The organism is Shinella sp. R2-11, from assembly GCF_055330205.1.
Genome location: NZ_JBVAPC010000002.1, coordinates 65,761 through 89,753, shown reverse-complemented (window position 1 = coordinate 89,753; position 23,993 = coordinate 65,761). Strand labels below are relative to the sequence as shown.

Genomic DNA, 23,993 nt, shown 5'->3' with positions numbered 1-23,993 from the left:
CCTACAAAGTAGACCCGCAAGACCCCGCAAAGGAGAACTCACCGAAGGCTGATTCAAGGGGCGATGAAGAGGCACAAGCAGGTGCCGTTTGTTACTGGAACGGTATGGGCCCCTACTCTCCTGGAGCCTCGGTTTGTGATTGGGGTAAGAGATACACTTGCTACAATGGCAGATGGATATCCGACGGCACATGCTAGCAAGCACTCGGATGCAAGCACACCTCAGCTAACCAGATCGATATCGTAAAGAACGGCAACGCCTGCGGGCGCAAGTGGCCGTACTTCGGCGATTTCGCCCCACTGGCTCGCTTCGCTTGCTTCCTCAGCGGTGATACCAAGCGCCACGCGGTAGCTTTTCAGCGGTACGGCATCGGCCTTCGCCGTGACGGTGAGCGTATGCTTCGTCTGACCAATCAGCGTGCCTGACTGGTCTCGAATTTCCTGATAACCCTCGACGCAATGGAGCGTCTTGTATGTCGGCGGTTCCTCTACCGGATCATAAGGCGGTCCGGTGATCGCGCCAGGAATACGAAGCGTCACCGGGTAGCCGTCCGGCTGCGATACATCGCCAACAGAGCGGATTGCTTCGTCTATCTCGGCGGCAACGGCGGTCCAATCTTCGGCCATCACGCCCTCGCGAGGAAATGTGAAGCGCCGCGGCTACCGATGAGCCCGGACAGCGCGCGCTCGACTTCGGTGAGCGTCGGCGCCATGTCCTCCGTTGTGGCAAAGGAGCGTAACGGCGTCCAGACGATGCCCTTTACAGCGGTGAGAACCTTCGACTGGCCAAGGACGATATCGGGCGACAAGCTCCCGGGCTTCACGAGTTCGCGGAGTGCAGCGGCATAGGTGGCGCGCTCGACTTCGTCTGGCACCTCGTCCGAAGCGATAGCACTGTGCTCGGCGTCGAAGGCATGGATCCTCGGCCAGTCGCGAACTTGCGAGCGTCCTTCGGTCTTCTGGCCAGCCCAACGACCACGATAGACGCCATCCAACCATTCCGACGCCCGGAGCAGCGCCGCCTCACGCTTGGCATCGTCAACGCCTGCGGCGGTCCACGCTGCGTTTCCGCGTGCTTCGTGGTAGGCAAGCGCTGATGCGAGGGAACCGTAATAATCGGCCATCGGTTAGACCCCGTCCTTGGGTGCCAGCATGGTCAGCAACTCGCGGGCTTCAGAAAGCCGCCGGTCCAGCCACTCGACACGCTCCAGAGTATCGATGCCGCCCCATGTTCGAACACGGCCGTTCGATTCGAACGCGATGATGGCGACGAGATTGTCGGCGTCCACCCTTTTGAGCATTGAGCGCAGCGCGACCGATGGAGAGGCGTCCCCGAACGAAATCACCTTGCTATCCGGCAGAACGTCTTTGATCGGCCCGGTCGGCTCAGGCAACTCGTTGATCCATTCCCCATTGTCGGCACCCTGCATCTCGCAAGAAGCGCATTCCGTCGTCCCGCCTTCGTAGAGCCTGAAGGTGGTACAACCGCAGGAAGCACACATCCACACAAGAGGCTCACGCTTTCCGAGGCTGACGACGTTGCTCACTGGCGCTGCTCACGGTGAAGGTCACGCAGGGCCGCAAGGTCTTCCAGCGGTTCGCGAGGATCGAACTCGACATTCGTGCCGGTCAGATCGGCCTCGATCTCGCGACGTGTCAGCCCATTGGCCGCCATTTCATCCTGTCGGGCGTTGTGCTCCGCGTTCAGCTTATTGAACTGCTCGATGAGCTTTTCACGGCCGAGCTTGTGATGGGGCGCCTTGCCGGAGGCGGCCTCGATTGCGGCACGGATCTGTTCGTCCGAAAACTGATCGCCGCTGTCCGTGTCGATCCCATCACAAGCGGCCGACTGGATGCCAGCCTCGTCCGTCGGCTTGAAGCGAATGTCGAGGACTTTGAAGCCCTGAGCGTTCAGCTTGCGCTTGCGCTCAAAGGGCACCGGGTGCGGCTCGTAGGCGATCTTGGTCAGCTTCGAGGAGGTCATGACTGGTTCCTTTGTCGGGGTAAGGGCGACGGCGTCATGGATGCCGAGCAGCCACTCTGTTGAAGGAGAACCGAGGGATTGCGCGGTCCATCCGCTCATTGATCGGATACGGTCCCGGTATTCCGGGAGAAGAGCGTCCCAGACGGCGCGAAACTCATTTGCGGCACCCCACGGCTGGGCATCGAAGAAATGAGCCTCTGTGCCTAGCGGAATGCCGGCGAGCACCGCGCGGTCTGCACCAAGGTCAAGCAATGCCGCCTTGGCAGCGAAGAGGCCGGACGAACCACTGTCGCCCTGCCCCGGAAATCTGAACTCTGCGAGGTCGGCCCACTCCGGTGGATGATCGCCATGGACGAGATAGCGACCGGCATCCGGATAGCCGTTGGCGCGGCGTTGGCCCCGCCATACCCCTAATTTCTCAGGGTGGAGCGTGACCCAAACGTCTAGCCTTCCAGGCCAGATCGCGCCCACGTCATTGCAGGCGACGACGAAGTCCGGCTCGAATAACGCAAGCGCTGCAGCCCAATCGTACTGAACCGATAAGGCGCCACCGAGGCAGAGAGCAATGGTCATTGAGAGAAGGAGGGGCGAGCTTCCCCACCCCTTCCCTTGTCAGGCCAGACCGATGGCGAGGGTGCCGGCGGTGTGCTTGATCGACGTGGCGACCTTGTCCCAGTTGGAGCCGGTGGCGAGTTCCGCGTCATTCGGAGACTTGCTGCCGTTCGTTTCGTCCCAGGTGTAGCCCTTCAGACCGAGACCGAACGTGTAGTCGATCTGGAGCGTGGTCTCGATGCGCTCCTTGCCGTTGCTCGTCTCGATGTTCGAGATGATGTCGCGGCTATCGGTGACCGTTGCAGCGCCGGCAACGAGAGACAGGACACGACGCTTGGCCGGCGTAGCGGGTGACGTTACAGCCGCGGAGTACAGCGCCGGGGCATCGGTCACGACCGACGTGCGGCCGAGGATTTCGATGACACGGACGTTGCCCGCCTGAAACAGCGTATTCGCATTGGCGAGGTTCTGGCCGATGAAGTTGTGGTAGGCGACGCCGTCCATGACCTGAGCGACGATCAGTGCCGAATGGTCACCGAATTTCGCATGGCTGTCATTGACAGCGATATAGTCGACGCGCTTGGCGCCGGAGCCCGTGGATACGTCGACGGTGGTTGCCGCGCCCTGGTTGCTGATCGCCGCAACGAGGGCCGCAATAGCCGTGTTGAGCTGGTCCTGAAGCAGGGCCTCGGCGAAGTTGCGCGAAGCGACCTCGACACCCTCGGCGGTCGGCTTGTTCAGCCAGGTCATCTGCGACGGCTCGTAGCGCACCGGGCCGAAGCCGCCGGCCACCTTGACCGAAGTGTGCTTGAGCTGGGTCAGATCGGTCGGAGAAGCATCGTTATTGGTGGCATAGCGATCGACGCGGCGACGCGCCGAGTGGATGGCGGCGTAGAACGATTCCTGCATGAAATCGCCCTCGAAGCCTTCCGTGGTCAGGCGGATTGCGCCGCCGGAAGCCGCGTTGAACTTGTCGACCATCTGCGCAAGCGTCTCGATAGTAGCGGGCATGAAGTACTTGTTGAAGACCTGCATCTGCGAAAGAGACATGGTCAATTCCTTTCCGTTTTCCGTGATGGTTGGGTGTGGTTGCGGGCATTGCCCAGATGCCCGTCACCTCGTTGAGATCACGGGAGAGCGCCCCGGAGGGCGGATAGTCAGGAGTTAGGCGCTGAGTTCGGGGAACTTCGCCGAGATCGCAGCGGCGCGGGCCTTGGCATCGCCGCCGAAATCGCCCTTTACCTGCTGCTGCTGTTGGCCATTCTCATTGCCCTTGGCATTGTCGCCCTTGGCTGGCGCGACGAAGGACTTTCCTTCATCACCTGCTGCCCAGCGCTTGACCGCTTCTGCGATGCCCATGGGACCGAGACCGATATCCATGGAGGCTTCGTCCGAATCCATCGCGACACGTGGTTCCAGAAGAGCGCGGGCGGCTTTGACAAAGGCGGCGTTGGTAATGCCGGAGGCAGAGAGAGCATCCGTGAGCGCGGCGTTGACCGCGGCCTTCTTTCCCTTCGTGACCTCGCCTTCGAACTTGCCTTTCCAGTCGTCGCGCTCGGCTTCGAGGGTCTTGCGCAACTCCACCAACTGGCGCTGGTGCGCGGCGTCATCGGTCTTGCCATCCTTCAGCTTCTTCCACGTCTCCGCATCGAAGTCGTCGGGGGCGACCTTCTTCTTCGCCTCGGCCAGATCGTTCTTGGCGGTTGCGAGGTCGGTCTTGGTCCGCTCATAGGCATTGGCGAGGGGCAGCACGTCGCGGTGCCCGCGAACGCTGTCGGCGTCGGTGTCCAGATGGAATTTGCCATCGGAATGTTCGACATAGAGGGGCTTCAGGGCCTCCTCGACATTGTCGAGCGAGTCCACAACGAGTTTCAGGGCCATTGGCCATATCTCCTGTTGGTGCTTGATGTGGCCGGGTTCCGGCCGGGTTTAGATGATCGCCGCTGCGGCCTCGTCCTCTGCATCCTCGGGATTGATGAGGGCATATTCTTCTTCGGCGTCCCGTTCGGGCGAGAAAATCCCGCCAGCCTGGCCGCGCTCGTAGAAGGTTTCCCAGGACATGCCGTTCTGGGTGTAGACGCTGAACAACTGGGCGAAATCGGCCGGCGACATGGTGCCGTCGAGCAGATCCTTCGGCGACGTAACGACGATGTCTTTCTCGTCCAGCCCCTTCATCCTGGCTGCGGCCTTCAAGCCTCGCTCAAGAAGAGCGGCCGATACCTGCGAAACGCTCATGAGGTTGGCGGTCTCGCTCGCGAAGCGCAGCTTGCGGGCTTCCCCGCTCTCCTGTGTGGACTTCTCCTGCTCGAACATCCGGGCGCCGGCCATGACGGCGGCTTCCTTCTGCTTCTCGATGGCCTGCTCATGCGCCTCGATGCCAGAACAGGTCGGCGAGACGTATTTCAGGTCCGGGGTCATCGTGTCGTTGCCCATCATCTGGTGCACGACGCCCGCCCCTACGGTCTTCGGGGCATCGCCGTTGATCGCCACAAGGGTCTCCTGCCCACTCATGAAGAGCTGCCAGCGCCAATCGGCCGAAAGCTGATACGAGTTGATGATGGCGTTCGCGATGCCGATCAGTGGCGGCGTCTCTACCGCAGGAACCACATCGCGAGCGTTACCTACATAGAACGGGACGAAATTGAGCCGGCCATCACCTAGAGCGACAGGTTCGGATTTCGTGATCGTGTTGAGGCCTTCACCCTCGTAGACTGTCGAGACGTAGAGGCCATTGACCAGTTCGAGCACACGGAATTTCGGATTCTCTTTCCACTCGAAACCGGCGCGCCGCATGCCGCTCTCATCGAGCACGAAGAAATCACGATCCCAGTTGATGATGCTGTCACCGGCATAACCGGCGAGGAAGGGTTCACCGCCGTCGGCCGGGGCCGTGGTGAGAACGCCGTATCGACCGAGCCAGAGCAGATAGCGCGTGATGCGACGGTGGAAGGCCTCAAGGCTCATCCCGTCGCCGTCGGCGTTCTCCCAGATGGAGGCAAGGCCATCCGGTATTTTGATCTGCGTCTCCTTGGCGTGGATGATGCCGATCATCGCCGCCACCGACGGAGCCAGAAGCTCAGGCACGATGGCGCGCAGCTTGTACGCCTTCTCGTAGGCCTCATTGCCTCCGTCAGCCATGCCCTTGAAACCGGAGGGCATCGGCAGGTATCGGACACCTTCATGCTTTACAGCGCGCTGCCCCTGCATCGTGTGGCGCATCAGGCACCAATCGGCCAGCCGCTCCGGCGTCAGGTCCGGGTGCTTCGTTTTCACGTCTTGCATTAATAAAGCCCCGTAACTGACGATGTTGTCGTGCTTGGCGCGGGCGTCAGGAGCGCATTAAAGGCCCGGCTTGTGCTATCCGCGTCATCGTCATGCGTGGCCTCTGGGAAACCCTCAAGCGCTGAGAACCACGCGGCATTCCACGGTCCGCGGAGCACCAGAACATTTCCTGCCTCTGCCTGCGCGGAGAATGGTGAGAACCGCGTAACCTTGTCACCGGATTCGGGTGTGGCGCGGGCATCGTAGCCAGCCAACATGGAAACGAGGCTTTGCACCTGTGACTTACCGGCCTGACCTGGGTCCTGCGGAAGCGAAATCCCGACGCCACGGCCGTCAGCGGAAGCCGTATTCTTGATTAGTGTTTCGACGCCTTTCGGCGAGAGCCAATCACTCACATGGTGCGCGACGATGTAGCGGCCATCCGACAGCTTACCGATCTTGGTGCCGGCGGTGGCGTCGGGGTCGTTCCCCTCAATCTTCGGGGTCGATGCCAAGTCCCATCCTCGGCACCATTGAATGACGTTCGCCGGCACAGCATCAACGACCTGACACCACCCTCGCTGGAACAAGAGCCCAGCCGCGGGCCTGATCTTCCAGTTGCCACCCAGAAGGCGTTCGCGCTCGACCGTCGGCAGCGCCATCAGGTTCGCGAGGTAGCCGGGATCGGCCGCCATCAGCGCCTTGTTGTCGGTTAGTTTGGCCGGGACGAAAGTCACCGACTTCGGCTCGATCGGCTTTTGCTCGCCGTTTTCGTCAGGTGCGGTGTACTCGGCGAGGTCTTCGCGGGTGTCGCCCCAGATGATCTTGTCACCGATGCGGACGAACCAGCGGAGCTTTCCGGCCCGCTCCGGTATCGGTAGGCCGGTCTCCTGGTTGATCCACCAAGCGATGAACTCCGCCACCCAGCTATCGGCGTCCGGGTTGCATGTGGCGCGGACATAAGGTCGGACGCCGCACATGGATCGGTTACGCGAGAGCAGATACCAGAACTGCTTTTGCGTGAAATGCGTCAGCTCATCGAAACAGATGAGCGGGATTTGGGAGCCCTGCCAGTTCGATACCGTCTTGTCGTGCTCGAGGTGGGCGAAGCTCACCGACGAGCCGGACGGGAATTTCCATGACAGATCGGGCGCCACCTTCGGCTTGGCATTGAGGTTGGGATAGAGCTTTTCGCTCTCATCCCACAGGCCACCCTCGTTTCGGACCTGCACCAGCGTGCGGCGGAAGAATACCGCGCCGAACTGCGGGTTTGCGATATGGCGCAGCGGCTCCATCAGGAGCGCCCACGTCTTGCCGCCGCCCGCCGAGCCGCCATAAATGGCAATATCGGCCGATGACCCGAGGAATTGCGTCTGCGGCCCGGCTTGCGGCCTGATTATCGTCTGGGCTGCCGCGCCCTTCTCATCCCCTGCCATTGTCGGGCAACTGGAAGATCGTCACCGGCGATACTGGCACTGGCAAATCCTTCCCGTCCTTCCCTGTCAGTTCGCGCCGGTTGGTGTAGCTGCCGCCGACTTCCTCCGCTGCTTGCTTGAGCAGCGAGGACGCCAGTACCATGTTGCCCTGCGTCTCTGCCTTGTCGGCCATGCGCTGAAGAGCGCGAAGGCGAACAGCGCGGTGGCTGATAGCGATCGACGCTGTGTCCTCAAGGAAGGTCTTGCGGGTTTCCTCGAACAGCGCCTTCCAGCGGGCGGCGACATTGCGGCCCGCCTTCTTCGTCGGATCATATGTCTCGACTAGCTGCGGGCTGAGCGCGACGCCGAAATCCTTCTTGACCGAGGCGACGACGACAGACGGCGTATCGAAGCAGGCGAGCGCTTGAACCACGTAGGTTTGCTGCTCGCGGGTGAGTTTCGGTTTAACCATCGGTCTATCAAGATGCCTTCAAGGTCAGGCGACGCGCAGATTGCAGGTCCCGCAAGCATGCTCGATGTGAGCGCGGGCAACCTCAGGCGGCCGGCTGGCAGCGTCCACCAGCTCGCGTACGCCGGCGGCATCAGCCCCGTAGCGACGAACCACTCCGATGAACTGCTCTACGTCGTGCCCACGGATGGTGAAGACCGGGCGGCCGGTCATGCTGTTGAACTTCGGGGCGCCGAAACTGTCGACGTCCTGGGCGGCGTGGTAAAGCTCATGCTCGACCAGCGCCATGAACTCGGCATCGCCACAGGCGGCGCAGTAGTTGGCGTCGAGTGTGATGATGAAGTCCGGCACTGAGCCGAACCACTCCGTAATCTGCTGCTCGGCGCGGGCCTTTGCCCACTTGCCCATTGCACCCTGCGGCGTTCCGGTCTCGCACTGGCCGATCACGCGCTTGCCCTTGCGCGTGTTTTCAACTGCGGCCCAGAGATAGCCGATGCTGGCCTCGGTCAGATGACCGTGCTCCGGGTTCGCCACCGGTGAGGCTTCGTCGAGGAACGTGACCTGAACCCACTCAGGCATGTTGAGCGCCGGCGTGAATGGCGACCCGTCAACCCCGAACATGCTTTCTGGTGGTTGTGGGCGCTCAATCATGGCTTGCTTCCAAACATCAAGTTTGGTTTCTTCCGAAAACTAAACTTAAGAGGATTCTTGCAGTGGCACCAAGGAAAGTCGTCGCGATCGGTGTCGAGCTAAATACCGACAAGATCGACCAGATTTCATTCGATTCAACACACACGCTCCTTGACTGGGACCTTATCGTATTTTTCCCAGATATTAGCGATATGCTGCACTATCGAGAGATGTACCAAGGGAAAATTAGTCTCGACGAAGACGCCAGTTTTAGGTTGAAAGAACGGTGTGCGCATTGGCGGCGAGAAATAAAACTCGCTGTCGATGCTGGGAAAACGGTGATCTGCTACCTTGAGCAACTTAAGGAAATATTCGTAGATACTGGACAGCGAACTTACTCTGGCACCGGCAAAAATAGACACACCACTCGAATGGTTTCAGGGTATTCAAACTATGAGTGTATTCCTCTTTCCTTAAAGCCACGCAATGCCACTGGAACCGCTATGAAGCTATCCCCCCATGCTGCAGCATTGGCTCAGTATTGGTCAGAATTCGGAGCGGAATCAAAATTTGAAGTTACCCTTCACGACAATCAGCCATCTGCTCCGATACACACAAAATCGGGTGAACAGGTCGTTGGCGGTATCTCACGCACGAAGGCTGGAGGGAATCTTGTCACGCTTCCGATGTTGGACTTCTATCCTGACGACTTTTTTGATGGGAAAGAGTTAAACGAAGCCGCCCGGGTATTCGCCGAGCGTTTACTGCAGTCGTGGCTCGGCATCGATGCATCCCTAAGGGTGGAAACAGAACTAACACCCCCGCCGGCGTGGGCAGAAAGCCACGAGTATTTGTTAGAGGCGGAGGTTGCGCTCAAAGCCACGCTCTTGGAGGCGGAGGAGCGTCTTTCCGAGGCACAGCGACGAAAAGAAGAGGCGGCAGATGCACTGGTGGACGTTGGCAGCCTTCGAGCGCTTTTGTATGAGAAGGGCGTACCACTCGAACAAGCCATAATACGAGCCCTCACAATTATCGGTTTCCAAGCCGAAAACTACAAAGATGCAGAATCTGAATTTGATGTGATTTTCCAATGTGCAGACGGTCGGCTTCTTGGGGAAGCGGAAGGAAAAGACACCAAACCGATTAACATTGAGAAGCTGCGCCAATTGGCAATGAACATTCACGAGGATCTCGCTCGTGACGAGGTGTCCATCCCGGCAAAACCCGTACTTTTCGGAAACGGATACAGGCTCAAAGCACCCTCGGAAAGAGAGCCTCAGTTCACTGAAAAATGCATCACCTCTGCGAAAGCATCGGGGACCGGGCTGGTAGCCACCTCAGACCTCTTTCAGGTATCGAAATACGTTTCCGATACTGGAGATGCTACATTTGCTGCGGAATGCCGTCGATCAATCTTTGAAGGGTCAGGTGTCGTCAAATTTCCTGATTTTGTGGCAACCTTACTGGCTAAGGACGATATTGAAGCTTCCCCGGCACCAGATTCACCTACTCAAGGAAACTCGGGCTAACCACATTTCCCCATCGAGGAATGAAAGCTGAGTCCTTGCATATCTCTACCCTCCACCGAGGATACAGAGAGAAGCACCCCATCGACTCGCGCCAATAAACTCGGCATCCTCTTGCTTCAACCAGAAGGGGCGTTCCGTCATGGCTCGGCAGATTGCCTTGCTCATCGTTATCGGCATTCTCGCCTACGCTTGCTTCTGGATGGCATGGCGGTGGTTCTGACACCAGGGCCATCGCCAGCGGAACTGGCTTAGCCGCGGCAGCGTTCTCCCCGAAAATGGAGACAAGCAATGAACGATGACCTTCTAGCCCGCCTGCAGTCAGAAAGCGCCAGCCTGCGCACCCGAGCGCTCGAGATCGATAAGGCCAGTGACGCGAGCGACACCGCCTTACTCATGCAGGGCCTGGCAACTGCCATGGAGGCAATCCGAGCGCTTGCCGCGACTACGGGACGACTGGATGGCCCTCCCGGGCTCGGCAAGAGTGGCGACTGATGAAATGTGAGAAGCCGGACCTAAGCCCGGCTCTCGTTTCGGGCAGGCGGGGGTAAAGTCAATTCAGGCGCTTTTTCAAGTGCCCTGCCGCAATTGTCGCAAGGATACCGCCAGTCGCCAAAGCTTGAACCTTGGTGATCTGCTCACTCGTGAGCCAATGCGCGCATTCTGGTGAAAGGATGTGCCAAAACCAGGTTAGGACCAGCAGCGCGAACAAGATGTAGAAGCCCCAGAGGGAGCAGATCGCAATCTTTTCGAAGTGATTGCGGAACTGCTCATTTCGGTTTGCTTCGTTGGCTTCCGCCCGAGCCTTGATTTCGGCTGATGATAGGCCTTGCCCGAGCAAAACGGCCTCAAGAAGTCCGCTATCTTCGGACGCATGTGGCCCTCGCTCGCTACTAGCGTCGGGGCCTGCACCTAGCGGTATTTTCTTGAGGTCATCGCCCAAATCAAAAATCCGGTGTGCTGCCGGTCTTCTCGGCGAGGCGCTGATAGTGATCCTCGATAATGTCGTTCGATATCTGAATACCGAACTCATCCGGGACGTAGGTCAAATCCCACGGCGTGTTCTTGGCATGGGTCAGCCTCGAAAGCGCAGGACCGCTCATCCCGCCATAGATCTCATAAACCTGCTTGACGATGCTCTCTTCTTGCGCGTCGAGCGTTTCGTCGCGAACATTAATGGGGCCGTCCACAGGCTGACTGCGGTAGGAGCGCACGGCATTGTACAGTCTTGGAATAACCGGGCCGTATTGCCAAGCTTGGACCTCATCCCTAATGAGCGGGCGGCCATAGAGCCCTAACATCCATCCATGGGCGATGTAGACGAGTTTGAGCAACTGCATCGGCGTGATGCCGTCACGATGCGGTCGAGCCAAATCAAGGAAACGATTAGCGACAACTCGACTGTCGTGCATAAATCCCTCCTTTCGATTCGCTACCCCGCATTTGGGGTACACACAAAAAATGGGATTGACAAATCAAGTTTCAATGACTGGCAAAATGCCGCCTGTTACGGCTATGCCGTATGGGGTCGGGAAAGTGCGACACTCGCCCTTTCCTGCTGCTTTGCGAGATGGCGATAACGCCACCTTGGTCGCCGGCTGGCAGCCTTCCCGATATCGACGCACGTCTAGAAAATGTGCCCTTTTTACACTTTTCCCATTGTGCACAAGGGGCACATTTGCTATAACGAAATCACCGGGGCAGACGGCTTCGGCAAACGAAAAGGAGGTGAGGCGATTGAAAATCCGGCTGACGCTGACAATCAGGTTTAAGGCTTACAGGCTAACCCTGACGATCAGCTTCTAGTAAAACGGGGATCGGCCTTCGGGCCGGTCTCCACCGGGTCTAGATCGGCCTCACCTCCTTCTGAAGGGAGAATTTAACATGACGCCAAACGAATTCAAGGAGTGGCGGCTCTCGTTCAACTGGTCTCAGGAAGAGGCTGCGAAGGCGCTCGATATTTCAAGGGGCACTGTGATCAACTATGAATCGGGGCGGCGGCGGGAAAGCAATCACCAGCCTGTCGAGATTCCGCGCACCGTCGAGTATGCCTGCTACTTCCTCGCCATTATCGAGCACAAGTCGCGTGAGACCGACGAAGAGTTTCTTGCCCGTCTTGCAAGACCAAACCCTAAAGGCGAACTGCCGACGGAAGGCGAGGCTGATCGTTTCCACCACCTTCAGAACCGGGAATTCGTAGATGGCATCTACGCAAGGCTCATGAAAGAGAGTTGATATGGACACCACCTTCGGAAACAAAGACGACACGGCCGGCCTGAAACTCAAAATCAAGATCAGCAAGCACGGCCCAGACCCTGAAGGCTTGACACGCTGGGACGTCTTCGAGAAGCGCTACGTCATCATGCATGTCTTGATCGGCAGTGTCCTCGCTGGAAACCGTGAAGACGCTCTTACCAAGGCGAAGGCACAATGGCCGCATGTGAAAAGGATAAGCGTTGATCCGTCCGACCCAACTGCCTGACAGACCAGATTTTGGGCAATATTTTCCGACCGGGGCGCGGTGAAATCCGCCCCGTGGCCCGGCGAGTGTTCCCTCGTTAATCGAGGTCCGCGATCAGAACAGCCACAAATCACCAAAGATTTCGGTGATTCTAAGCGACTTTTTCTATCTCTTCAAGAGTCTCCGCGGCTTCCAGCGCATCAAGTTGTGCAGTAATTGCCAAAACGCGTACGCGCATGACCTCACTGAGCCTGTCGATGGCCTGATCGGCGTACTCCCGCAGAGAGGTTTTCGGGTGCCTGCCCTTCGGCAGCGCTTTCTTCAACTGGCCGCGGAGATTGTTCGCCTTGTTGAAGCGCTTGCGCTCGATGTCGGACCATTCCTGAAGGCGCTGGGCCTGCTCGGTCTCGAACTCGTCAACCATGAACTGCGCGATCATGTTCTCGGGGAAGCGAACCGGGCCGGCGGATCGCGTCGGCGCCAACATACACATGACCGCCTCAACGCCCCTCACCCGCTCAAACTCAAAGTCAGGGAGATGGACGAAGGCGTAGCCCACAAGGAACGGAAGCCGGCGTTCGATCAGCTTGTTCGTCCGGTGGTGCTTGGTGCGGATCCAGAAAGACGGCATGTAGACGTCGATGCCCTCCTGCCGAAGCTGGCGCTCAAGTATGCTTTCACCCTTGCGTCGCTCGGCCTCGATCCTTTCCTTGTCGGTGATGTTCGCCGGGATCGGGAGCGGCCGTGCCATCCGCTGAGTGCCGGGCTTTGCGCGTACCGCGTACCAGTTGCTTGCCATGGTCATGTTCCTCGCGCTGCCGCTGCGTTATTTAGAGATGGTGGTCAGTCGCTCGGCGTGCGCCCGGATGCCATGAAGCGCTGTCGTGTGATCCCGCCCGCCAAAGAGCCGGCCTAGCTCGGGAAGCGAGATCGATGGCTTCACCGTCGTCTTGATCTCCCACATGAGCATCTGGCGGAAATGAGTGACGTCGCGCTTTCTGTTGGGGCCGGTGACAACCTCGTAAGAGTACCGCTCCTCCTCGCACCGCTTCAGGATGTGCGCGGTGCATGGTCCGTTGGCCGCGATCATCTGCCACCGGCGGTAGGCCGCCACGTGGGCGTCCTGGAAGCGAAGCTTTTCGCGCGGGTGGTGGCGGCGAACCGTTGCCACTGGCTCCTGCTCTTGCGGCTCGTTGGCCTTGCGTTCCTTCGTCGGTGCGAACAGCCGCCGGCGTACTGCAGCATGATCAGCAAGCAGTGCCGCGGTGCTGGTGAAGGTCTTGGCTGAGAGCTGGATGTTCATGAGCGTTTCCCTTTCACTAGTCGGGTTTCGGGAAGCTTTGAGACGTGGGGCCGGCGGACACGCAGCTTGTCCATCGCCGCCTTGGCATCCGGCATCGTTCCCGAATGCGTGTGCCCGATCACCGGCAGTGGAGCGCCAGCGTTCGCCGAGGCGATAAGCGCTCGTACCCGCTGCCTGACAGCAGGGTCAGCCCGCTCCATCGCGATGGCTGCGCGCCGCGCCTCGTCCTCTGCCCGCTCAAACAAGCGTTCGGCTTCATTGCGAAGCCCGTTCTTCTCGCCGATGAATGGCGCGATGATCGACCTGGCGTGCCGCGCGAATTCGGCGCACGTCGGCATGAACTGGCCGGTGTGGTTCTCGACGCGGCCGGCGAGGAAGTCGTTCGTGGCCTCCGAGACGGCCCATTCCGGCAGGTCGGCACAGGCAGTCCGGAACTCCTTGGCGAAGTGGGTCATCTCCACGTCGGGCTGCGGGCGCAGCTGGCCGCGAAGCCTAACTGCGGCATCTCGCAGCGCGCCGGTATCGCAACGGCGCAGGAGAGCGTCGATCTCGGAAACCCGGACCCTGATCTCCCTCGCCCTGCGGCGGTAGCGCTCGGGAAGGCGTTCGAAGATATCGGCAGGGACGAGATCAGCCATCGATGAAAGCCTCCTTCAGTTCGATGATGTCGGATTTTTTTTGCGCGCCAGCGCTGGAAGAAAAACCGGTAGGTTTTACGATAGGTTCAGGTTTAGGTTCAGGGTAGCATTGCGAACGAAATGCGTTCGCATCACCCTTTCCCTTTTCTTTCCAGCGACTTACGGCGCTATCGCGCGCTTTCGCCTTCTTGATGCTCGCTTTGTCGCGTTCGGTTTTGAGGCGCTTCTGCACCCAACGTTTGCGGCGCTTATCCAGCGTCCAGAAAGCCATGATGACCGGCTTCATCTGCCGCCACTTCGATGGAGTGACCTTAGCTTGGAGAGCCAAAATCTCGTCGTCATCGGCAAGCGAGCAATCGTGCGAACGCCATGCCTGGAACAGTAGGAGCAGGTAGGCGCCATGCTGCTCCGTGGTCAAATGAATCGTGTCGGCCAAATAGGCATCGGTCCAGAACGGCATACAAGGGAGACTAGCCACGGCCACATCTCCTTTTCACTGTATCAACTACCTGGCTGACCGGGAGATTGAACCAGTCTCCAAAGAGACGGCTTTCTTTGAGCGTATGAAGGCAGCTTTCCTCTGCCTCTAGTGCTTTGAACTCGCATTTGAATGCGATACTCAAGTGGATCGACAAGTCGCGCTTCGTCTTCTTGCGATGTTGCGCGAGGCGGTGAACTGGTCTCTTGCTGACCCCGACCTTAACTGGCCCATGTCCATCGCGCTCAGCCACGACATAAAGCCAGTATTCACCGCAGACTTTTGGACTGCAAACTAGGCAACGGCTACTCATTGCGTCACCTCGGCAGCTTCGAGTGTGGCGATGACAGCCGGCCCGCCGAGATCATCGACCCACTTGGCCCTCACCTCTTCGGCAAGACTATCGTCAGCGACGACGCCGGCCGCGACCAGGGCGTCAGATACGGGCTTGATGATGTTGTCGATGTCGCGGGCGCGCTTGGTGCGCCAATCGCGCTGGACAGCAATATAGAGGCGATACGGGCCTTCGATCCTACCAGGGCGAGCGCCAGCGATTTCCCATGATGCCGCCTTCTTCCAAGCAAGATAGGACTTGCTCTTGGTGCTCTTAACCTTCCCGTCTTCGACGAAGTGAGAGCGCATGGCGTTTGCCGACGGCGGCATGTCTGTGATGGGGATTCGGATTGCACCGGTCATGCAGCCACCTGCGCCTTCTCGCGCACAAGCCGGAGCGCGTGACGGGCTACCATCTGCCTGCACCTTTGATTGATGTGCTTGTGCTGGCGAGGCGTGAGGGGCTTGTGGTTCATCATATAGTTCTTGAGACGGTCGGCGTCGTGGTCCCGGATGCGGAGGACTTCGGCCAGCTTGGGAACGTCGGGGCCGTGAAGGGCAAAGGCTGCGGTGAAGATCATGCCGCCACCTCGATAGGGCTCGACGACTCACTCCGATCAGCCATAGGTTGAATTGGAACCCCGCTGTGGAGATCGACGAACCTATGAATCTCAAGAAAATACTTTCGCCGATCCTGTCTGGCGAGGACTTCAACAAATCTGCAGAATGTTGGTTTCAGATCACTTTGGTTGCGGCCTCGCTTAGCCTCGTCTTTGTTGTTTGCGCTGGAGTAGCCGTGATAAATCAAGCCAACGCAGAGGAGGCGCAGAAAGCGTCTCAAGCGTTCGCGCCGTTCTTTCTCGCGTGCGCCGCTACCGTTACGTTTTGCGGAGCGGTTTGGCGCGGCAAGCTCGGATCCGAGCAATTGAGGCAGCAGAAGCGTCAGAATGACGCGAAGGACGAAGAAAACCTTGCAAAGCTGCTGATGGATGGCACCAAACTTCTCGGCGACGAAAAGGAATCTCACGTGCACGCTGGTATCGCAGCTCTTCAAGCCGTGATAACATCTCCTGCGGGTGCATTTTCGAGTCAAGCAATGGACATCCTTGCTGACCTTATTGAGGTACACCACAAGACGCGGGAAAAGCGAAAGATAACCGATGCAGCGGTCGCGGCATTGGATGTAGGCGCTCGAATGGAACGAAGCTCTTCCCGTTCGATTGTTCTGGAAACAAGCGGCAGCGAAAATGAAGATCCCGTAATTGTGAACGGTGTCCGATTTACGCGTTACATCTCTGGAACATTTAATGGTCGAGACCTTGAACGCGTTATCGACCCATCCAAGACGTCCTTCTTCAATTGCGAAATACAGCACTTCAAAGTTACGCAGGCGTGGACCAGGTTTCGAAATTGTATATTTTCGGACTGCTCGATCGAATTTGCCAATACACGCATTATGACAGTGAATACCTTCAAGGATTGCGACTTCTCGAGCCTTGAGTATGGAGGATCTTTTCCTTTTGTGCGCGCGGGCAAGCCCCACCCGTTTTCCAAACTCTCGGAAGGCAACAACTTCTTTTTCGCGGAAACTCCTCCAAGGGCCCACCGTGCTTTTGACTGGGAGAGCTATATGCTCAAAATTGAGCCAATGGTCGACGCCTCTTCCGAGAACGTTGAATAAGGTAGACCGTCGCCTCACGACGCGTCCCCCGCTTCGTTGGGCATTGCCGAGCGACCAGTGGATATCAAAACAAGTCTTATGGCTCATGAACTTGTCCCCGCATTATTCGCTCAAGCGGCGAAAGGTGATTGGCGGGGATCGCGGCGTCAGACTTGGCTACCGGCTCGAACCGCTTGAGGTATTCCTTGCACGCCTTCGGCCAGACCTTGCGTCCCCAGCTCGTGGACCGGAAATGCGGAGGGCATAGCTGGCGCAGATGGCGCTTTCGGTCGGCCAGCGGGGTCGTACCTGGCGTTTCGGTGTCATAGCGCTTGATGACAGCGCGGGCTTCGTCCAGCCACGTCATGCGCTCGCCCTCCTGTTCTCAAGGGCGCGGCAGTATGCAACGCGGATCTCTTCGAACCGGGCGATGTCGTATTCCTTGGTCTCGATTTCCATTTCAGGGCGCGGCTTCTTGGAGCTGCGGCCATGGTCATCAAGCCATGTGTTGGCGCTGGCGATACGGCGATCAAGCCATGCGATCATTTCGGCGGGGTCGGTCATTGGAACGCCCTCGCATCATCCTTGAGAGCGAGAACCCATTTGCGGATCAGAGCGACATCCGCGGTATCGCTATCGCCGAGGCAGCGTTCAAGCTCCTCGCAGGCGTAGAAGAGGGCATCCTCGCGGGTCTCGGCGAACTTGCCCCACTTGGCGCCTACGCGATAACCGCCGCCACCCATGTCGCCGTTGTAGCTGGTCGACCACATCCAGAGTCCATTGGTGTGGCGATGGATCTCGATCTCGGCACGGTCCCATGCCATGCGCGGGTGCGGAAGGCGAAACGTGAAGTCCGGATCGTCACGAACGACAGGTCCATCGGCATCGACAGCGATGCGAACTGGCGGGCGGCGAAGTGCGTCGAAGAGGCCAAGCTGCTGCATCACTCCCCCTCCCCGATCTCTTCACGGAGTTCCGGAGCGAGCCAGAATGCGTTCAACTCTTCCATCTCGATCGCGCGGAGGGAAACCCGCGTATCGCCGTAGTAGACATCCTTGAGGCGGCTCTTTGGCCACTTGAGCAATGTGGCCAGTCCGATGACGCGTTCTGCATGGCTCTCCATTGGAAAGAGACGAGCACCTGCCTCACGAAGCCGCTCCTTGAAAATCAGAACTGCCGAGTGGTCACGCCCGCGCCTGCCGAGCGGTCCCTTGGCAGGCGCGGGCGTCGGCATCTTGGGGGTGAGTATTGCGGCAAAGGCCGCACGCATCTCGTCCGTCTCAACGAACCACTCACCCGAGAAGCGATGCGCTGCAAACCGCTGGTGAAGGTGGGCTTCAACATCTCGTTCGCCTGGCATATGCCCGACGAATTCGACAGCAACTGGAGAACCTGAGACGATAGCGCCGACGCGCTTGTGCAGGTTGGCGCTGTAGCCGATTTTCACCAACTCGGCTGATCGCAGCACGTAGATACTCATGCTCACCCCCCTACGATCCAATCGGCCCTATCGGCCCATTTCCGAGAGCGGGCGCGCCAGCGCTTCGCGATGCGCAGACGCCTCAAAAGCGGCAATCTTTTCATCCAGCGAAGCCAGACGGGCACGGAGTTCGTTTTGCTCACGGCGGGCTTCCTCCTGTAGAGCGGCCTTCAAGGCTTCCATTTCCTCGGCATCGATCCTCTTGGCCGTGCCTTCCCAGATCGAGCGCACACGACGCTCGGTGAAATCTTTTCGAACTCGGCGGGAGATAAAGCGGTGCGCTTCGTACAGCGCTGCCTTGACGCTTCCGTATCGGCGCTGAGGGAAAGCTTCCCTGAACATCGTTTGCGCGAAATACACGTCACCCATTCTCTTGCCTCTGCTCGACTTTTCCTTGTCAGACTTTGACAACACCTTGGCAGTCTCCTGTGCGAACTTCGGATTGCTTAGGTCCGAAGGAGTTGCACATGAAGCGACCTTCAAAATTCGACGGAGATGGCAAATCGCTTGGCGGCGATCTCTCGCCCTCTCCGTCTGCTGGCCCGCCTGGGTCGAGCCGTCTAATTCCATTCCCGGGGTCCGCCGCACGAACTGCCCGGGATCGAGAGGACACCGGGGTTTCCTCGGCCTCGGTGTCCTCGCTTTTCATTCCGCTCGGGATGGCCGCGCACGCTGTCGTAATGAAGCTGCAAGGCGGCTTTCCGAGAATTCGAGTGGAGCGCGCGACTGAGGGGGACTTCGCCGCGCGCTCCGATGATCGGTCAGCTGCTTGGGAGGAGGATCAGCGCTAACCGATTTCGCTTGGCGTCACTGATCGCGCCACCAGTCGTTTTCGAGGAAGTCGTCATCCTCGCCGCCGAGCGCGACCGTGAGAGCGACCAGCCCGCAGAGAATGACGAAGCCGACGATGCCGTAGATGATCCAAGTCATGATGCACTCCTCGGACGGGGTTGCTGATATCGGGCAGGCTCGCGATCAACCAGAAACTCAACAGCCCGGTCGACCTCGCGCGATGTCTGGGGAAGGCCGAGCACGAAGTCCGTTGCGGCTACCGCGGCTCTGCTCTCCTGGAGATCATGATGGTGCTCGATGTGGGCCTGGGAGTTCATGCCGGCACCTCATCGAAGAGCGGGTCCTCAGCCGGCTTCTCACCGAAGATTGCGAATGCCGACGAAATCTCGAAATCAACCTTGCCGAGACGACGGGCATGCTGGAGACCGGCGATCCGGCCGGCATGCTGCATTTGCGCCGGCGATGCCTTGGCGACGAACCGGCGGCCATGACGGCGACCGAATTCCAGAACCGCCGCACGGGTCGCGCCGACATTCAGGGCGATGTGCCGGCCGCTCATGCCAAGCTCAATGCCGCCGTCGATCTGGGCGAGCTTCTGTTCAGTGGAGGCGCGAGACCACCATGAAATTTTTCGGGTCATTCTGCTGCCTCCAATTCAGCCGCTGCCATTTCACAGGCGCGGCAATGCTTCCGGCCGTATCCGCCGCATGTCTCACCGGGGTTCCGGCAGAGTGGGCGAATGCTGGACTTTGCGGGGAGAGCGGTTTTGGCGGCGCCCTCCCCTGTGCTCGAGGTCGTGGCGCGCGCCGCGCTGCGGTCTACATCGTCGCCTCCTGCGTTGGCGGCGGCGCGATCTCGTTGTGCCGCCTCATTAAGGTCGGTCTCGCGCTCGTCGCTGGTTGGTCCCGTCGCTTCGACTTGAGTGGCGACGGTGGCTTTGTCGGAATGGGAATTGGTGGCACGCTCCGATTTGGCGTTTATGGTCCCCGACGACGTTGCGTCGGGCCGGCCTGGATGGCTGGAACCATCCATTTTTACGCCGCCGGCATCGGTGCTTGGTATGCTCGGTTCGCCACCGGGAACCGCCGTGTCAGCGGGCCGGCTGTTATTGGATACGACGCATTCTTCGGCCTCGCGCGTCGTCGGCGAAGAGGAGACGGAGGGGGAGCCGTCCGAAGCTTCAAGTTCTTTCGCCTCTTCGCGGTCAATCATGATATCAACAGCAGCGATCAGCGCGGCGCGGCCGGCTTCGGTCTGCATGCCGTCGACGACCTGCTTGATCAGGCGCGGGTTAGCGTCAAATTGTTCAATGTTTTCTCGTGCGTGTGCATGCACGAGGTTGAGACCATGAACCGCATCCCAATACAGATCGAAGACGTGATCCTGCTCGACGCGCTCATGATCGTCGATCTTCCGCTTCGAGACGACCTTCTTGATGGCCTTCACGTCGAAGCCGTTGGCGCGGGCCTCCTTGTAGATCTCGGACTTATCAGCGTTCAGGTCGGCAATCTCGGCTTCGAGACGCTCCACTCTCTGAACAATGGCCTTGAGCTGATCGGCAGCAACGATATCGGCGCTCATGCTGCACCTTCCATGACCGGCGCGAAGTCCGACGGACGGATGTCGAGCCCACGAGCCTTCGCGGCCTCAAGGATCGCCGGGACATGCCAATGAGGAACCACGCCACCGGTCCCGCCTTTGTCCTTCGGCATGCGCCAGCGCATCACCGTATGGACCTTGACATTGGTGACGTCTGCCAAGGGCTTCAAGCCCTTGAACTTATTGATGATCGTGTTGGCTGGTTCGCATCTCATTTTGTCAATGTACGATATTCATACATTAATAGCAAGCGTGATTGTACGATAATCCTAACAGCCTTTGCCTGCTCGTTGTGCGAAAATCAAACATGCGCGACGAGATGACAAAACAGTACCTGGACTGGATCCGGGAAAACCTAAAAAAGGCCGGCAAGACGCAGAGCGGGCTAGCCGCGCACCTCGGTATTGCACATCCCCAGATCACTCAGCTGCTTAAGGGCAACCGGAAGCTCAAAGTCGACGAGCTGCCGCGGATCGCCGAATATCTCGAAGCGGACCTGCCAACTGGCGATGTCGTGCCGAACGCCGGGGGCCTGACCGAAGGCCTCGTCGCCGGTACAGTTGAAGCCGGCACGTTCCGCGAAGTGGACGAATTCGATCAGTCGGAGCGACAGCGCGTAGCGATCCCCCGCGACGATCTCTTCCCGAATGCGCGCCAGCTTCTATTCGATTGCTCTGGCGACAGCATGAACGATCTGAAGCCGCGGCCCATCCTGCAGGGCGACCGGCTCGTCTGCCTCGCATACGACGACGTCGAGCACTTGGTCGAACTGAAATCAGGGATGGTGGTAGTCGTCGAGCGCACGCGCGACAGCGGGCACTTCCGCGAATGGTCAGTGAAGCAGCTCGAGATCTACTCCGATCGCGCGGAGTTTCACCCGAGATCCACGAACCCGAAACACAAGGCGATCGTCATCCGGCAGGACCATGAGGCCGACGACGGCGTGACGGTGAAGGTAATTGCCTTGGTTCGACGGGTGATGAACGAGATGCCGGGGTTCTAATTCTACGCCGCTTCAAGATCCAAAATGTGATCCCCGATTGCTTGGACCGTTGTCATCGGACGAAATCGTATCTTGAGCTGATCCGCCTCGGTTTCAAGTTCATTGAGACCATCTTTAACCTTATCAGCCTGCTTCGACGTAAGCTGGGGGTCATCAAAAGCAGGATGCTGGGCCAGTAGTTCATGTTTACGGGTCAACAACGAGGACTCGTCTCGCTGCTCCGACACTTTGAGGTCCCACATACGACGCTTGATAGAGTCTATCGAGCGCGTATAATTGGCTACCGATACTACGCCAAAGTTCGCGACCACCTTCCGGCCGGAGAAATCAATAATGACGCCATGAGCACGTTTCGCTCTTTGTTGCCGGCGGATCTCAGGACTAAACGCTTTGGCGACAAGCGGATTCCTCGTCTGTATGTAATTTAGGAGGAGGTTGCCGAGTCGTGACTGCGCGGGCTCATCACTGATAGCAACGACCTCCGCTATCTCGTTTGATGAAAACGGAACGACCTGACTGAAGTGCGGGGCATAAAGGGATGACATTGTTTTCATCCAAGTCTCGCCTATCGCTTTGAGACTAACGCCTTCAGTTCCCTCCAATTCTCCAATCCAGAGCCCAGTTGTTAAAGGACTAAAGTCTCGCAATCCGCCAGTCGCGATACTCTCAAAGCTATCTTCCAGATCATCCAGACTCATTTCAATGGCATCAATCACACCGACAGCGGCATTGCCATAGAAACAATTTAGGCGTTCCAATCTGTTGGCCCGCTCAAGATGCAGTCCGCTTTGCCCCATGACAAGCACACCCACCACAAGTTGCTCATTTGAACCGTGAATCGGCCGGTAATATAGCGGGGCTCTTTTTGCAGGTATTAGCCCTGTCCGGCTGGGAAACATACTGCGCTCAAACATTGGTCAAACGAGCCTCCCAAGTGAAGACGCCGCAAGACGCGGGGTGTCGTCAAGTCGCGCTACAAGGAATTGCAGTAAGGCAGTGAGGTCACTTGCGCTCAAAAGGTTTTGCGCATGGCTAAGTTCGGCAGCATGTGAGAGATTGAGAGATCTAAGTTGGGCAGACAACTCACCCACCGAAGCCGAAATTTCATCTTTTTCGTCTTCGCTAAGGTTCGGGGTTACCCACTTTTCCAATTTGTTTTGATAAGAGGCATTCGGTGTGAGGCTAGACGAATCCCAATCTGGGCCGGTGAAACACCACCCATGATCGATCAGCCATACTTTCCCCGTACCACTCAGCAATATATTCCCCGGATGACGATCGATATTCGCGCTCCACGTGTCGAATTCATAGAGAGCACTCAGATTGCTCTTACAAAGGATTTTGACGATCCGTCGGAGCGCAGCATTCTCGAAATTCTTGTTATTTAAATGGCTAAACAGGTTTGGGGCGCCAACATTGCAGCTCACGAACACAAGCCTCCCGCCGGCGGCCTCGGGCCCTTTTGTGAGAGCCAGCACCTCTGTCTCCGCCAACCCAAGATAGCTGTCCGGCATTGCAAGACCTATTGCTTTCCCGATCACCGCAACCAATAACTCGTTTGCGAGCTCTTTGGAGTGCAAATCTTTAATAATGGCAAAACGCGTGCTGCCATCCGCCATTAGCACTTCGCCTCGGAACGTATCGTTAATGTTCCCGGCCACGTCTTCTTTAAACGGCACCGCACCTGGCAGCACCGTGACAACCTCTACCGCCGCCAGACCGGCGGACGGAGCCGACCCATTGTTTTGCAACATTCCCCACCCCATTCTCTAAAAAGATAGAACGAGGTTTTCACGCAAAACGCGAGTCTTTTCTCTCAGAATACCAACCTACGGCGGGCAAGGCGCTAAGCCGCGAATGATCGCCTTCCGCCGACATCAAACTCCCTACACGCCGCGCCAATCTCCGCAATCAGCCAGGACTTCGGTTCGTTGCACATCCGCGACATGCCCTCCCCGTCAATGAAGTTCATGACCGGGAGAATGCAGAAGTCCTCGTCGTCGCCCACAGGACCGAGGCGAGCGACTTTGAAGCTGTAGCCAGGGAAGCGATTGCCAAGGTACGCCTCCATCCGCTCCTTCGAAGCGAAGATCCCCACCCGGCGCTCGTACGGCGGCACGATGATGAATTCCAAAACGTCTTGCTCAATAGCCATAGCTGTATCCTCCTTCGATGCCGACGAGCTGCGCGATGACGCTTCCGCACGGCCGGCAGTTGAACTTCAGGTCGCCCAGAAAGGCGCTCTCGACTAGCTCGTCGGCATCGCGAGGAATGCCCTCGCCCACCGGCAAGCGAATGCCTCTCGTGCTTTCCCGCATGCAGTTGTCGCACCGCAGGTGAAGCGTGAACGGCGCTGTCGCCTCTGGAACTGCCAAGCCCATTTTGTTCTCCTTTCGTTCTTATGAAGCCA

37 protein-coding genes and 1 pseudogene are annotated in these 23,993 nt (G+C 58.5%); 6 read left to right on the top strand and 32 right to left on the bottom strand.

The window, feature by feature from the left end; genetic code table 11:
- Positions 1–221: 221 nt before the first annotated feature.
- The 10 genes from ACZ1A1_RS05070 to ACZ1A1_RS05025 form a co-directional block, all read right to left on the bottom strand.
- The gene (locus ACZ1A1_RS05070; protein WP_463619048.1) at positions 222–626 is read right to left on the bottom strand and encodes a hypothetical protein; all 405 of its coding nucleotides are present in this window, start codon (positions 624–626) and stop codon (positions 222–224) included.
- Positions 626–1,123 carry a DnaT-like ssDNA-binding protein gene (locus tag ACZ1A1_RS05065; protein WP_463619047.1) on the bottom strand — a complete coding sequence of 166 codons (498 nt, stop codon included), beginning with the start codon at positions 1,121–1,123 and terminating at the stop codon, positions 626–628. The genes ACZ1A1_RS05070 and ACZ1A1_RS05065 overlap by 1 nt, the downstream gene beginning before the upstream one ends.
- 3 nt (positions 1,124–1,126) lie before the next feature.
- On the bottom strand, positions 1,127–1,546 hold the full coding sequence (locus tag ACZ1A1_RS05060) for a hypothetical protein (RefSeq protein WP_463619046.1): 420 nt from the start codon (positions 1,544–1,546) through the stop codon (positions 1,127–1,129).
- A complete protein-coding gene (locus tag ACZ1A1_RS05055; protein WP_463619045.1) occupies positions 1,543–2,556 on the bottom strand; it encodes a hypothetical protein in 1,014 nt (337 codons plus the stop codon). The genes ACZ1A1_RS05060 and ACZ1A1_RS05055 overlap by 4 nt, the downstream gene beginning before the upstream one ends.
- A gap of 39 nt (positions 2,557–2,595) precedes the next feature.
- Positions 2,596–3,585 (bottom strand): major capsid protein, encoded by a 990-nt coding sequence (locus ACZ1A1_RS05050; protein WP_463619043.1) that lies wholly within the window; start codon positions 3,583–3,585, stop codon positions 2,596–2,598.
- A 114-nt stretch (positions 3,586–3,699) separates the two neighbouring features.
- Positions 3,700–4,416 (bottom strand): hypothetical protein, encoded by a 717-nt coding sequence (locus ACZ1A1_RS05045; RefSeq protein WP_463619042.1) that lies wholly within the window; start codon positions 4,414–4,416, stop codon positions 3,700–3,702.
- A gap of 48 nt (positions 4,417–4,464) precedes the next feature.
- Complete coding sequence (locus ACZ1A1_RS05040) at positions 4,465–5,817, bottom strand: DUF4055 domain-containing protein (RefSeq protein WP_463619041.1); 1,353 nt, start codon at positions 5,815–5,817, stop codon at positions 4,465–4,467.
- On the bottom strand, positions 5,817–7,232 hold the full coding sequence (gene terL / locus ACZ1A1_RS05035) for a phage terminase large subunit (protein ID WP_463619040.1): 1,416 nt from the start codon (positions 7,230–7,232) through the stop codon (positions 5,817–5,819). Before terL ends, ACZ1A1_RS05040 begins: the two co-directional genes overlap by 1 nt.
- Complete coding sequence (locus tag ACZ1A1_RS05030; protein ID WP_463619039.1) at positions 7,219–7,683, bottom strand: DUF2280 domain-containing protein; 465 nt, start codon at positions 7,681–7,683, stop codon at positions 7,219–7,221. Before ACZ1A1_RS05030 ends, terL begins: the two co-directional genes overlap by 14 nt.
- Before the next feature lie 24 nt (positions 7,684–7,707).
- Positions 7,708–8,331, bottom strand: a complete 624-nt coding sequence (locus tag ACZ1A1_RS05025; RefSeq protein WP_463619038.1) for a putative metallopeptidase — start codon at positions 8,329–8,331, stop codon at positions 7,708–7,710.
- Between the two features lie 62 nt (positions 8,332–8,393).
- Here ACZ1A1_RS05025 and ACZ1A1_RS05020 point away from each other — a divergent pair, with 62 nt between their 5' ends.
- Entirely contained in the window at positions 8,394–9,839 is a 1,446-nt protein-coding gene (locus tag ACZ1A1_RS05020) for a hypothetical protein (protein WP_463619037.1), read from the top strand.
- A gap of 288 nt (positions 9,840–10,127) precedes the next feature.
- Entirely contained in the window at positions 10,128–10,331 is a 204-nt protein-coding gene (locus ACZ1A1_RS05015; protein ID WP_463619036.1) for a hypothetical protein, read from the top strand.
- 58 nt (positions 10,332–10,389) lie between these two features.
- Here ACZ1A1_RS05015 and ACZ1A1_RS05010 read toward each other — a convergent pair whose 3' ends face one another.
- Both ACZ1A1_RS05010 and ACZ1A1_RS05005 read right to left on the bottom strand, forming a co-directional pair.
- Complete coding sequence (locus tag ACZ1A1_RS05010; protein ID WP_463619035.1) at positions 10,390–10,779, bottom strand: hypothetical protein; 390 nt, start codon at positions 10,777–10,779, stop codon at positions 10,390–10,392.
- Between the two features lies 1 nt (position 10,780).
- A complete protein-coding gene (locus ACZ1A1_RS05005) occupies positions 10,781–11,248 on the bottom strand; it encodes a Panacea domain-containing protein (RefSeq protein ID WP_463619034.1) in 468 nt (155 codons plus the stop codon).
- A gap of 472 nt (positions 11,249–11,720) precedes the next feature.
- Between ACZ1A1_RS05005 and ACZ1A1_RS05000 the strand changes: the two genes are divergently transcribed.
- Together ACZ1A1_RS05000 and ACZ1A1_RS04995 are read left to right on the top strand one after the other, a co-directional pair.
- Positions 11,721–12,071: a helix-turn-helix domain-containing protein gene (locus tag ACZ1A1_RS05000; protein ID WP_463619033.1), complete on the top strand. Its 351-nt coding sequence runs from the start codon at positions 11,721–11,723 to the stop codon at positions 12,069–12,071.
- 1 nt (position 12,072) lies between these two features.
- The gene (locus tag ACZ1A1_RS04995) at positions 12,073–12,318 is read left to right on the top strand and encodes a hypothetical protein (RefSeq protein ID WP_463619032.1); all 246 of its coding nucleotides are present in this window, start codon (positions 12,073–12,075) and stop codon (positions 12,316–12,318) included.
- Positions 12,319–12,448: 130 nt separating this feature from the next.
- Here ACZ1A1_RS04995 and ACZ1A1_RS04990 read toward each other — a convergent pair whose 3' ends face one another.
- From ACZ1A1_RS04990 to ACZ1A1_RS04960, 7 genes are read right to left on the bottom strand one after another with little or no spacing between them, the layout of a single operon-like run.
- A complete protein-coding gene (locus ACZ1A1_RS04990; protein WP_463619031.1) occupies positions 12,449–13,096 on the bottom strand; it encodes a hypothetical protein in 648 nt (215 codons plus the stop codon).
- A 27-nt stretch (positions 13,097–13,123) separates the two neighbouring features.
- Entirely contained in the window at positions 13,124–13,600 is a 477-nt protein-coding gene (locus tag ACZ1A1_RS04985; RefSeq protein ID WP_463619030.1) for a helix-turn-helix domain-containing protein, read from the bottom strand.
- Positions 13,597–14,238, bottom strand: a complete 642-nt coding sequence (locus tag ACZ1A1_RS04980; RefSeq protein WP_463619029.1) for a hypothetical protein — start codon at positions 14,236–14,238, stop codon at positions 13,597–13,599. The genes ACZ1A1_RS04985 and ACZ1A1_RS04980 overlap by 4 nt, the downstream gene beginning before the upstream one ends.
- Entirely contained in the window at positions 14,231–14,716 is a 486-nt protein-coding gene (locus tag ACZ1A1_RS04975; RefSeq protein WP_463619028.1) for a DUF1376 domain-containing protein, read from the bottom strand. Before ACZ1A1_RS04975 ends, ACZ1A1_RS04980 begins: the two co-directional genes overlap by 8 nt.
- Positions 14,709–15,029: a GIY-YIG nuclease family protein gene (locus tag ACZ1A1_RS04970; RefSeq protein ID WP_463619027.1), complete on the bottom strand. Its 321-nt coding sequence runs from the start codon at positions 15,027–15,029 to the stop codon at positions 14,709–14,711. Before ACZ1A1_RS04970 ends, ACZ1A1_RS04975 begins: the two co-directional genes overlap by 8 nt.
- On the bottom strand, positions 15,026–15,412 hold the full coding sequence (locus tag ACZ1A1_RS04965) for a RusA family crossover junction endodeoxyribonuclease (protein ID WP_463619026.1): 387 nt from the start codon (positions 15,410–15,412) through the stop codon (positions 15,026–15,028). Before ACZ1A1_RS04965 ends, ACZ1A1_RS04970 begins: the two co-directional genes overlap by 4 nt.
- Complete coding sequence (locus ACZ1A1_RS04960; RefSeq protein ID WP_463619025.1) at positions 15,409–15,630, bottom strand: hypothetical protein; 222 nt, start codon at positions 15,628–15,630, stop codon at positions 15,409–15,411. The genes ACZ1A1_RS04965 and ACZ1A1_RS04960 overlap by 4 nt, the downstream gene beginning before the upstream one ends.
- A gap of 65 nt (positions 15,631–15,695) precedes the next feature.
- Here ACZ1A1_RS04960 and ACZ1A1_RS04955 point away from each other — a divergent pair, with 65 nt between their 5' ends.
- Positions 15,696–16,730, top strand: coding sequence for a hypothetical protein (locus ACZ1A1_RS04955; RefSeq protein WP_463619024.1), 1,035 nt, complete (start codon positions 15,696–15,698; stop codon positions 16,728–16,730).
- 76 nt (positions 16,731–16,806) lie between these two features.
- Here ACZ1A1_RS04955 and ACZ1A1_RS04950 read toward each other — a convergent pair whose 3' ends face one another.
- From ACZ1A1_RS04950 to ACZ1A1_RS04910, 9 genes and pseudogenes are all read right to left on the bottom strand, one after another.
- On the bottom strand, positions 16,807–17,076 hold the full coding sequence (locus ACZ1A1_RS04950) for a hypothetical protein (protein WP_463619023.1): 270 nt from the start codon (positions 17,074–17,076) through the stop codon (positions 16,807–16,809).
- Positions 17,073–17,273 carry a hypothetical protein gene (locus ACZ1A1_RS04945; protein WP_463619022.1) on the bottom strand — a complete coding sequence of 67 codons (201 nt, stop codon included), beginning with the start codon at positions 17,271–17,273 and terminating at the stop codon, positions 17,073–17,075. The genes ACZ1A1_RS04950 and ACZ1A1_RS04945 overlap by 4 nt, the downstream gene beginning before the upstream one ends.
- Positions 17,270–17,653: a hypothetical protein gene (locus ACZ1A1_RS04940; protein ID WP_463619021.1), complete on the bottom strand. Its 384-nt coding sequence runs from the start codon at positions 17,651–17,653 to the stop codon at positions 17,270–17,272. Before ACZ1A1_RS04940 ends, ACZ1A1_RS04945 begins: the two co-directional genes overlap by 4 nt.
- Positions 17,653–18,189: a GIY-YIG nuclease family protein gene (locus tag ACZ1A1_RS04935; RefSeq protein WP_463619020.1), complete on the bottom strand. Its 537-nt coding sequence runs from the start codon at positions 18,187–18,189 to the stop codon at positions 17,653–17,655. The genes ACZ1A1_RS04940 and ACZ1A1_RS04935 overlap by 1 nt, the downstream gene beginning before the upstream one ends.
- Positions 18,190–18,216: 27 nt before the next feature.
- Entirely contained in the window at positions 18,217–18,558 is a 342-nt protein-coding gene (locus tag ACZ1A1_RS04930; protein WP_463619019.1) for a hypothetical protein, read from the bottom strand.
- 438 nt (positions 18,559–18,996) lie between these two features.
- On the bottom strand, positions 18,997–19,119 hold the full coding sequence (locus tag ACZ1A1_RS04925; RefSeq protein ID WP_463619018.1) for a hypothetical protein: 123 nt from the start codon (positions 19,117–19,119) through the stop codon (positions 18,997–18,999).
- Between the two features lie 175 nt (positions 19,120–19,294).
- Positions 19,295–19,621 (bottom strand): hypothetical protein, encoded by a 327-nt coding sequence (locus tag ACZ1A1_RS04920; RefSeq protein WP_463619017.1) that lies wholly within the window; start codon positions 19,619–19,621, stop codon positions 19,295–19,297.
- Positions 19,622–20,331: 710 nt separating this feature from the next.
- Positions 20,332–20,562 (bottom strand): annotated as a pseudogene (locus ACZ1A1_RS04915) (DUF2312 domain-containing protein); the annotation flags it as partial.
- Positions 20,559–20,741, bottom strand: coding sequence for a hypothetical protein (locus tag ACZ1A1_RS04910; protein WP_306156790.1), 183 nt, complete (start codon positions 20,739–20,741; stop codon positions 20,559–20,561). The pseudogene ACZ1A1_RS04915 and the gene ACZ1A1_RS04910, both read right to left, overlap by 4 nt.
- 146 nt (positions 20,742–20,887) lie before the next feature.
- Between ACZ1A1_RS04910 and ACZ1A1_RS04905 the strand changes: the two genes are divergently transcribed.
- A complete protein-coding gene (locus ACZ1A1_RS04905) occupies positions 20,888–21,583 on the top strand; it encodes a helix-turn-helix domain-containing protein (RefSeq protein WP_463619016.1) in 696 nt (231 codons plus the stop codon).
- A 2-nt stretch (positions 21,584–21,585) separates the two neighbouring features.
- Here the strand turns inward: ACZ1A1_RS04905 and ACZ1A1_RS04900 are convergent, their stop codons facing one another.
- The 4 genes from ACZ1A1_RS04900 to ACZ1A1_RS04885 all read right to left on the bottom strand — a co-directional run bounded on the left by ACZ1A1_RS04900 (position 21,586) and on the right by ACZ1A1_RS04885 (position 23,964).
- Positions 21,586–22,497 carry a hypothetical protein gene (locus ACZ1A1_RS04900; protein ID WP_463619015.1) on the bottom strand — a complete coding sequence of 304 codons (912 nt, stop codon included), beginning with the start codon at positions 22,495–22,497 and terminating at the stop codon, positions 21,586–21,588.
- 3 nt (positions 22,498–22,500) lie between these two features.
- The gene (locus ACZ1A1_RS04895) at positions 22,501–23,337 is read right to left on the bottom strand and encodes a hypothetical protein (RefSeq protein WP_463619014.1); all 837 of its coding nucleotides are present in this window, start codon (positions 23,335–23,337) and stop codon (positions 22,501–22,503) included.
- 92 nt (positions 23,338–23,429) lie between these two features.
- A complete protein-coding gene (locus ACZ1A1_RS04890; protein ID WP_463619013.1) occupies positions 23,430–23,738 on the bottom strand; it encodes a hypothetical protein in 309 nt (102 codons plus the stop codon).
- Entirely contained in the window at positions 23,728–23,964 is a 237-nt protein-coding gene (locus ACZ1A1_RS04885) for a hypothetical protein (RefSeq protein ID WP_463619012.1), read from the bottom strand. The genes ACZ1A1_RS04890 and ACZ1A1_RS04885 overlap by 11 nt, the downstream gene beginning before the upstream one ends.
- Positions 23,965–23,993 lie beyond the last annotated feature (29 nt).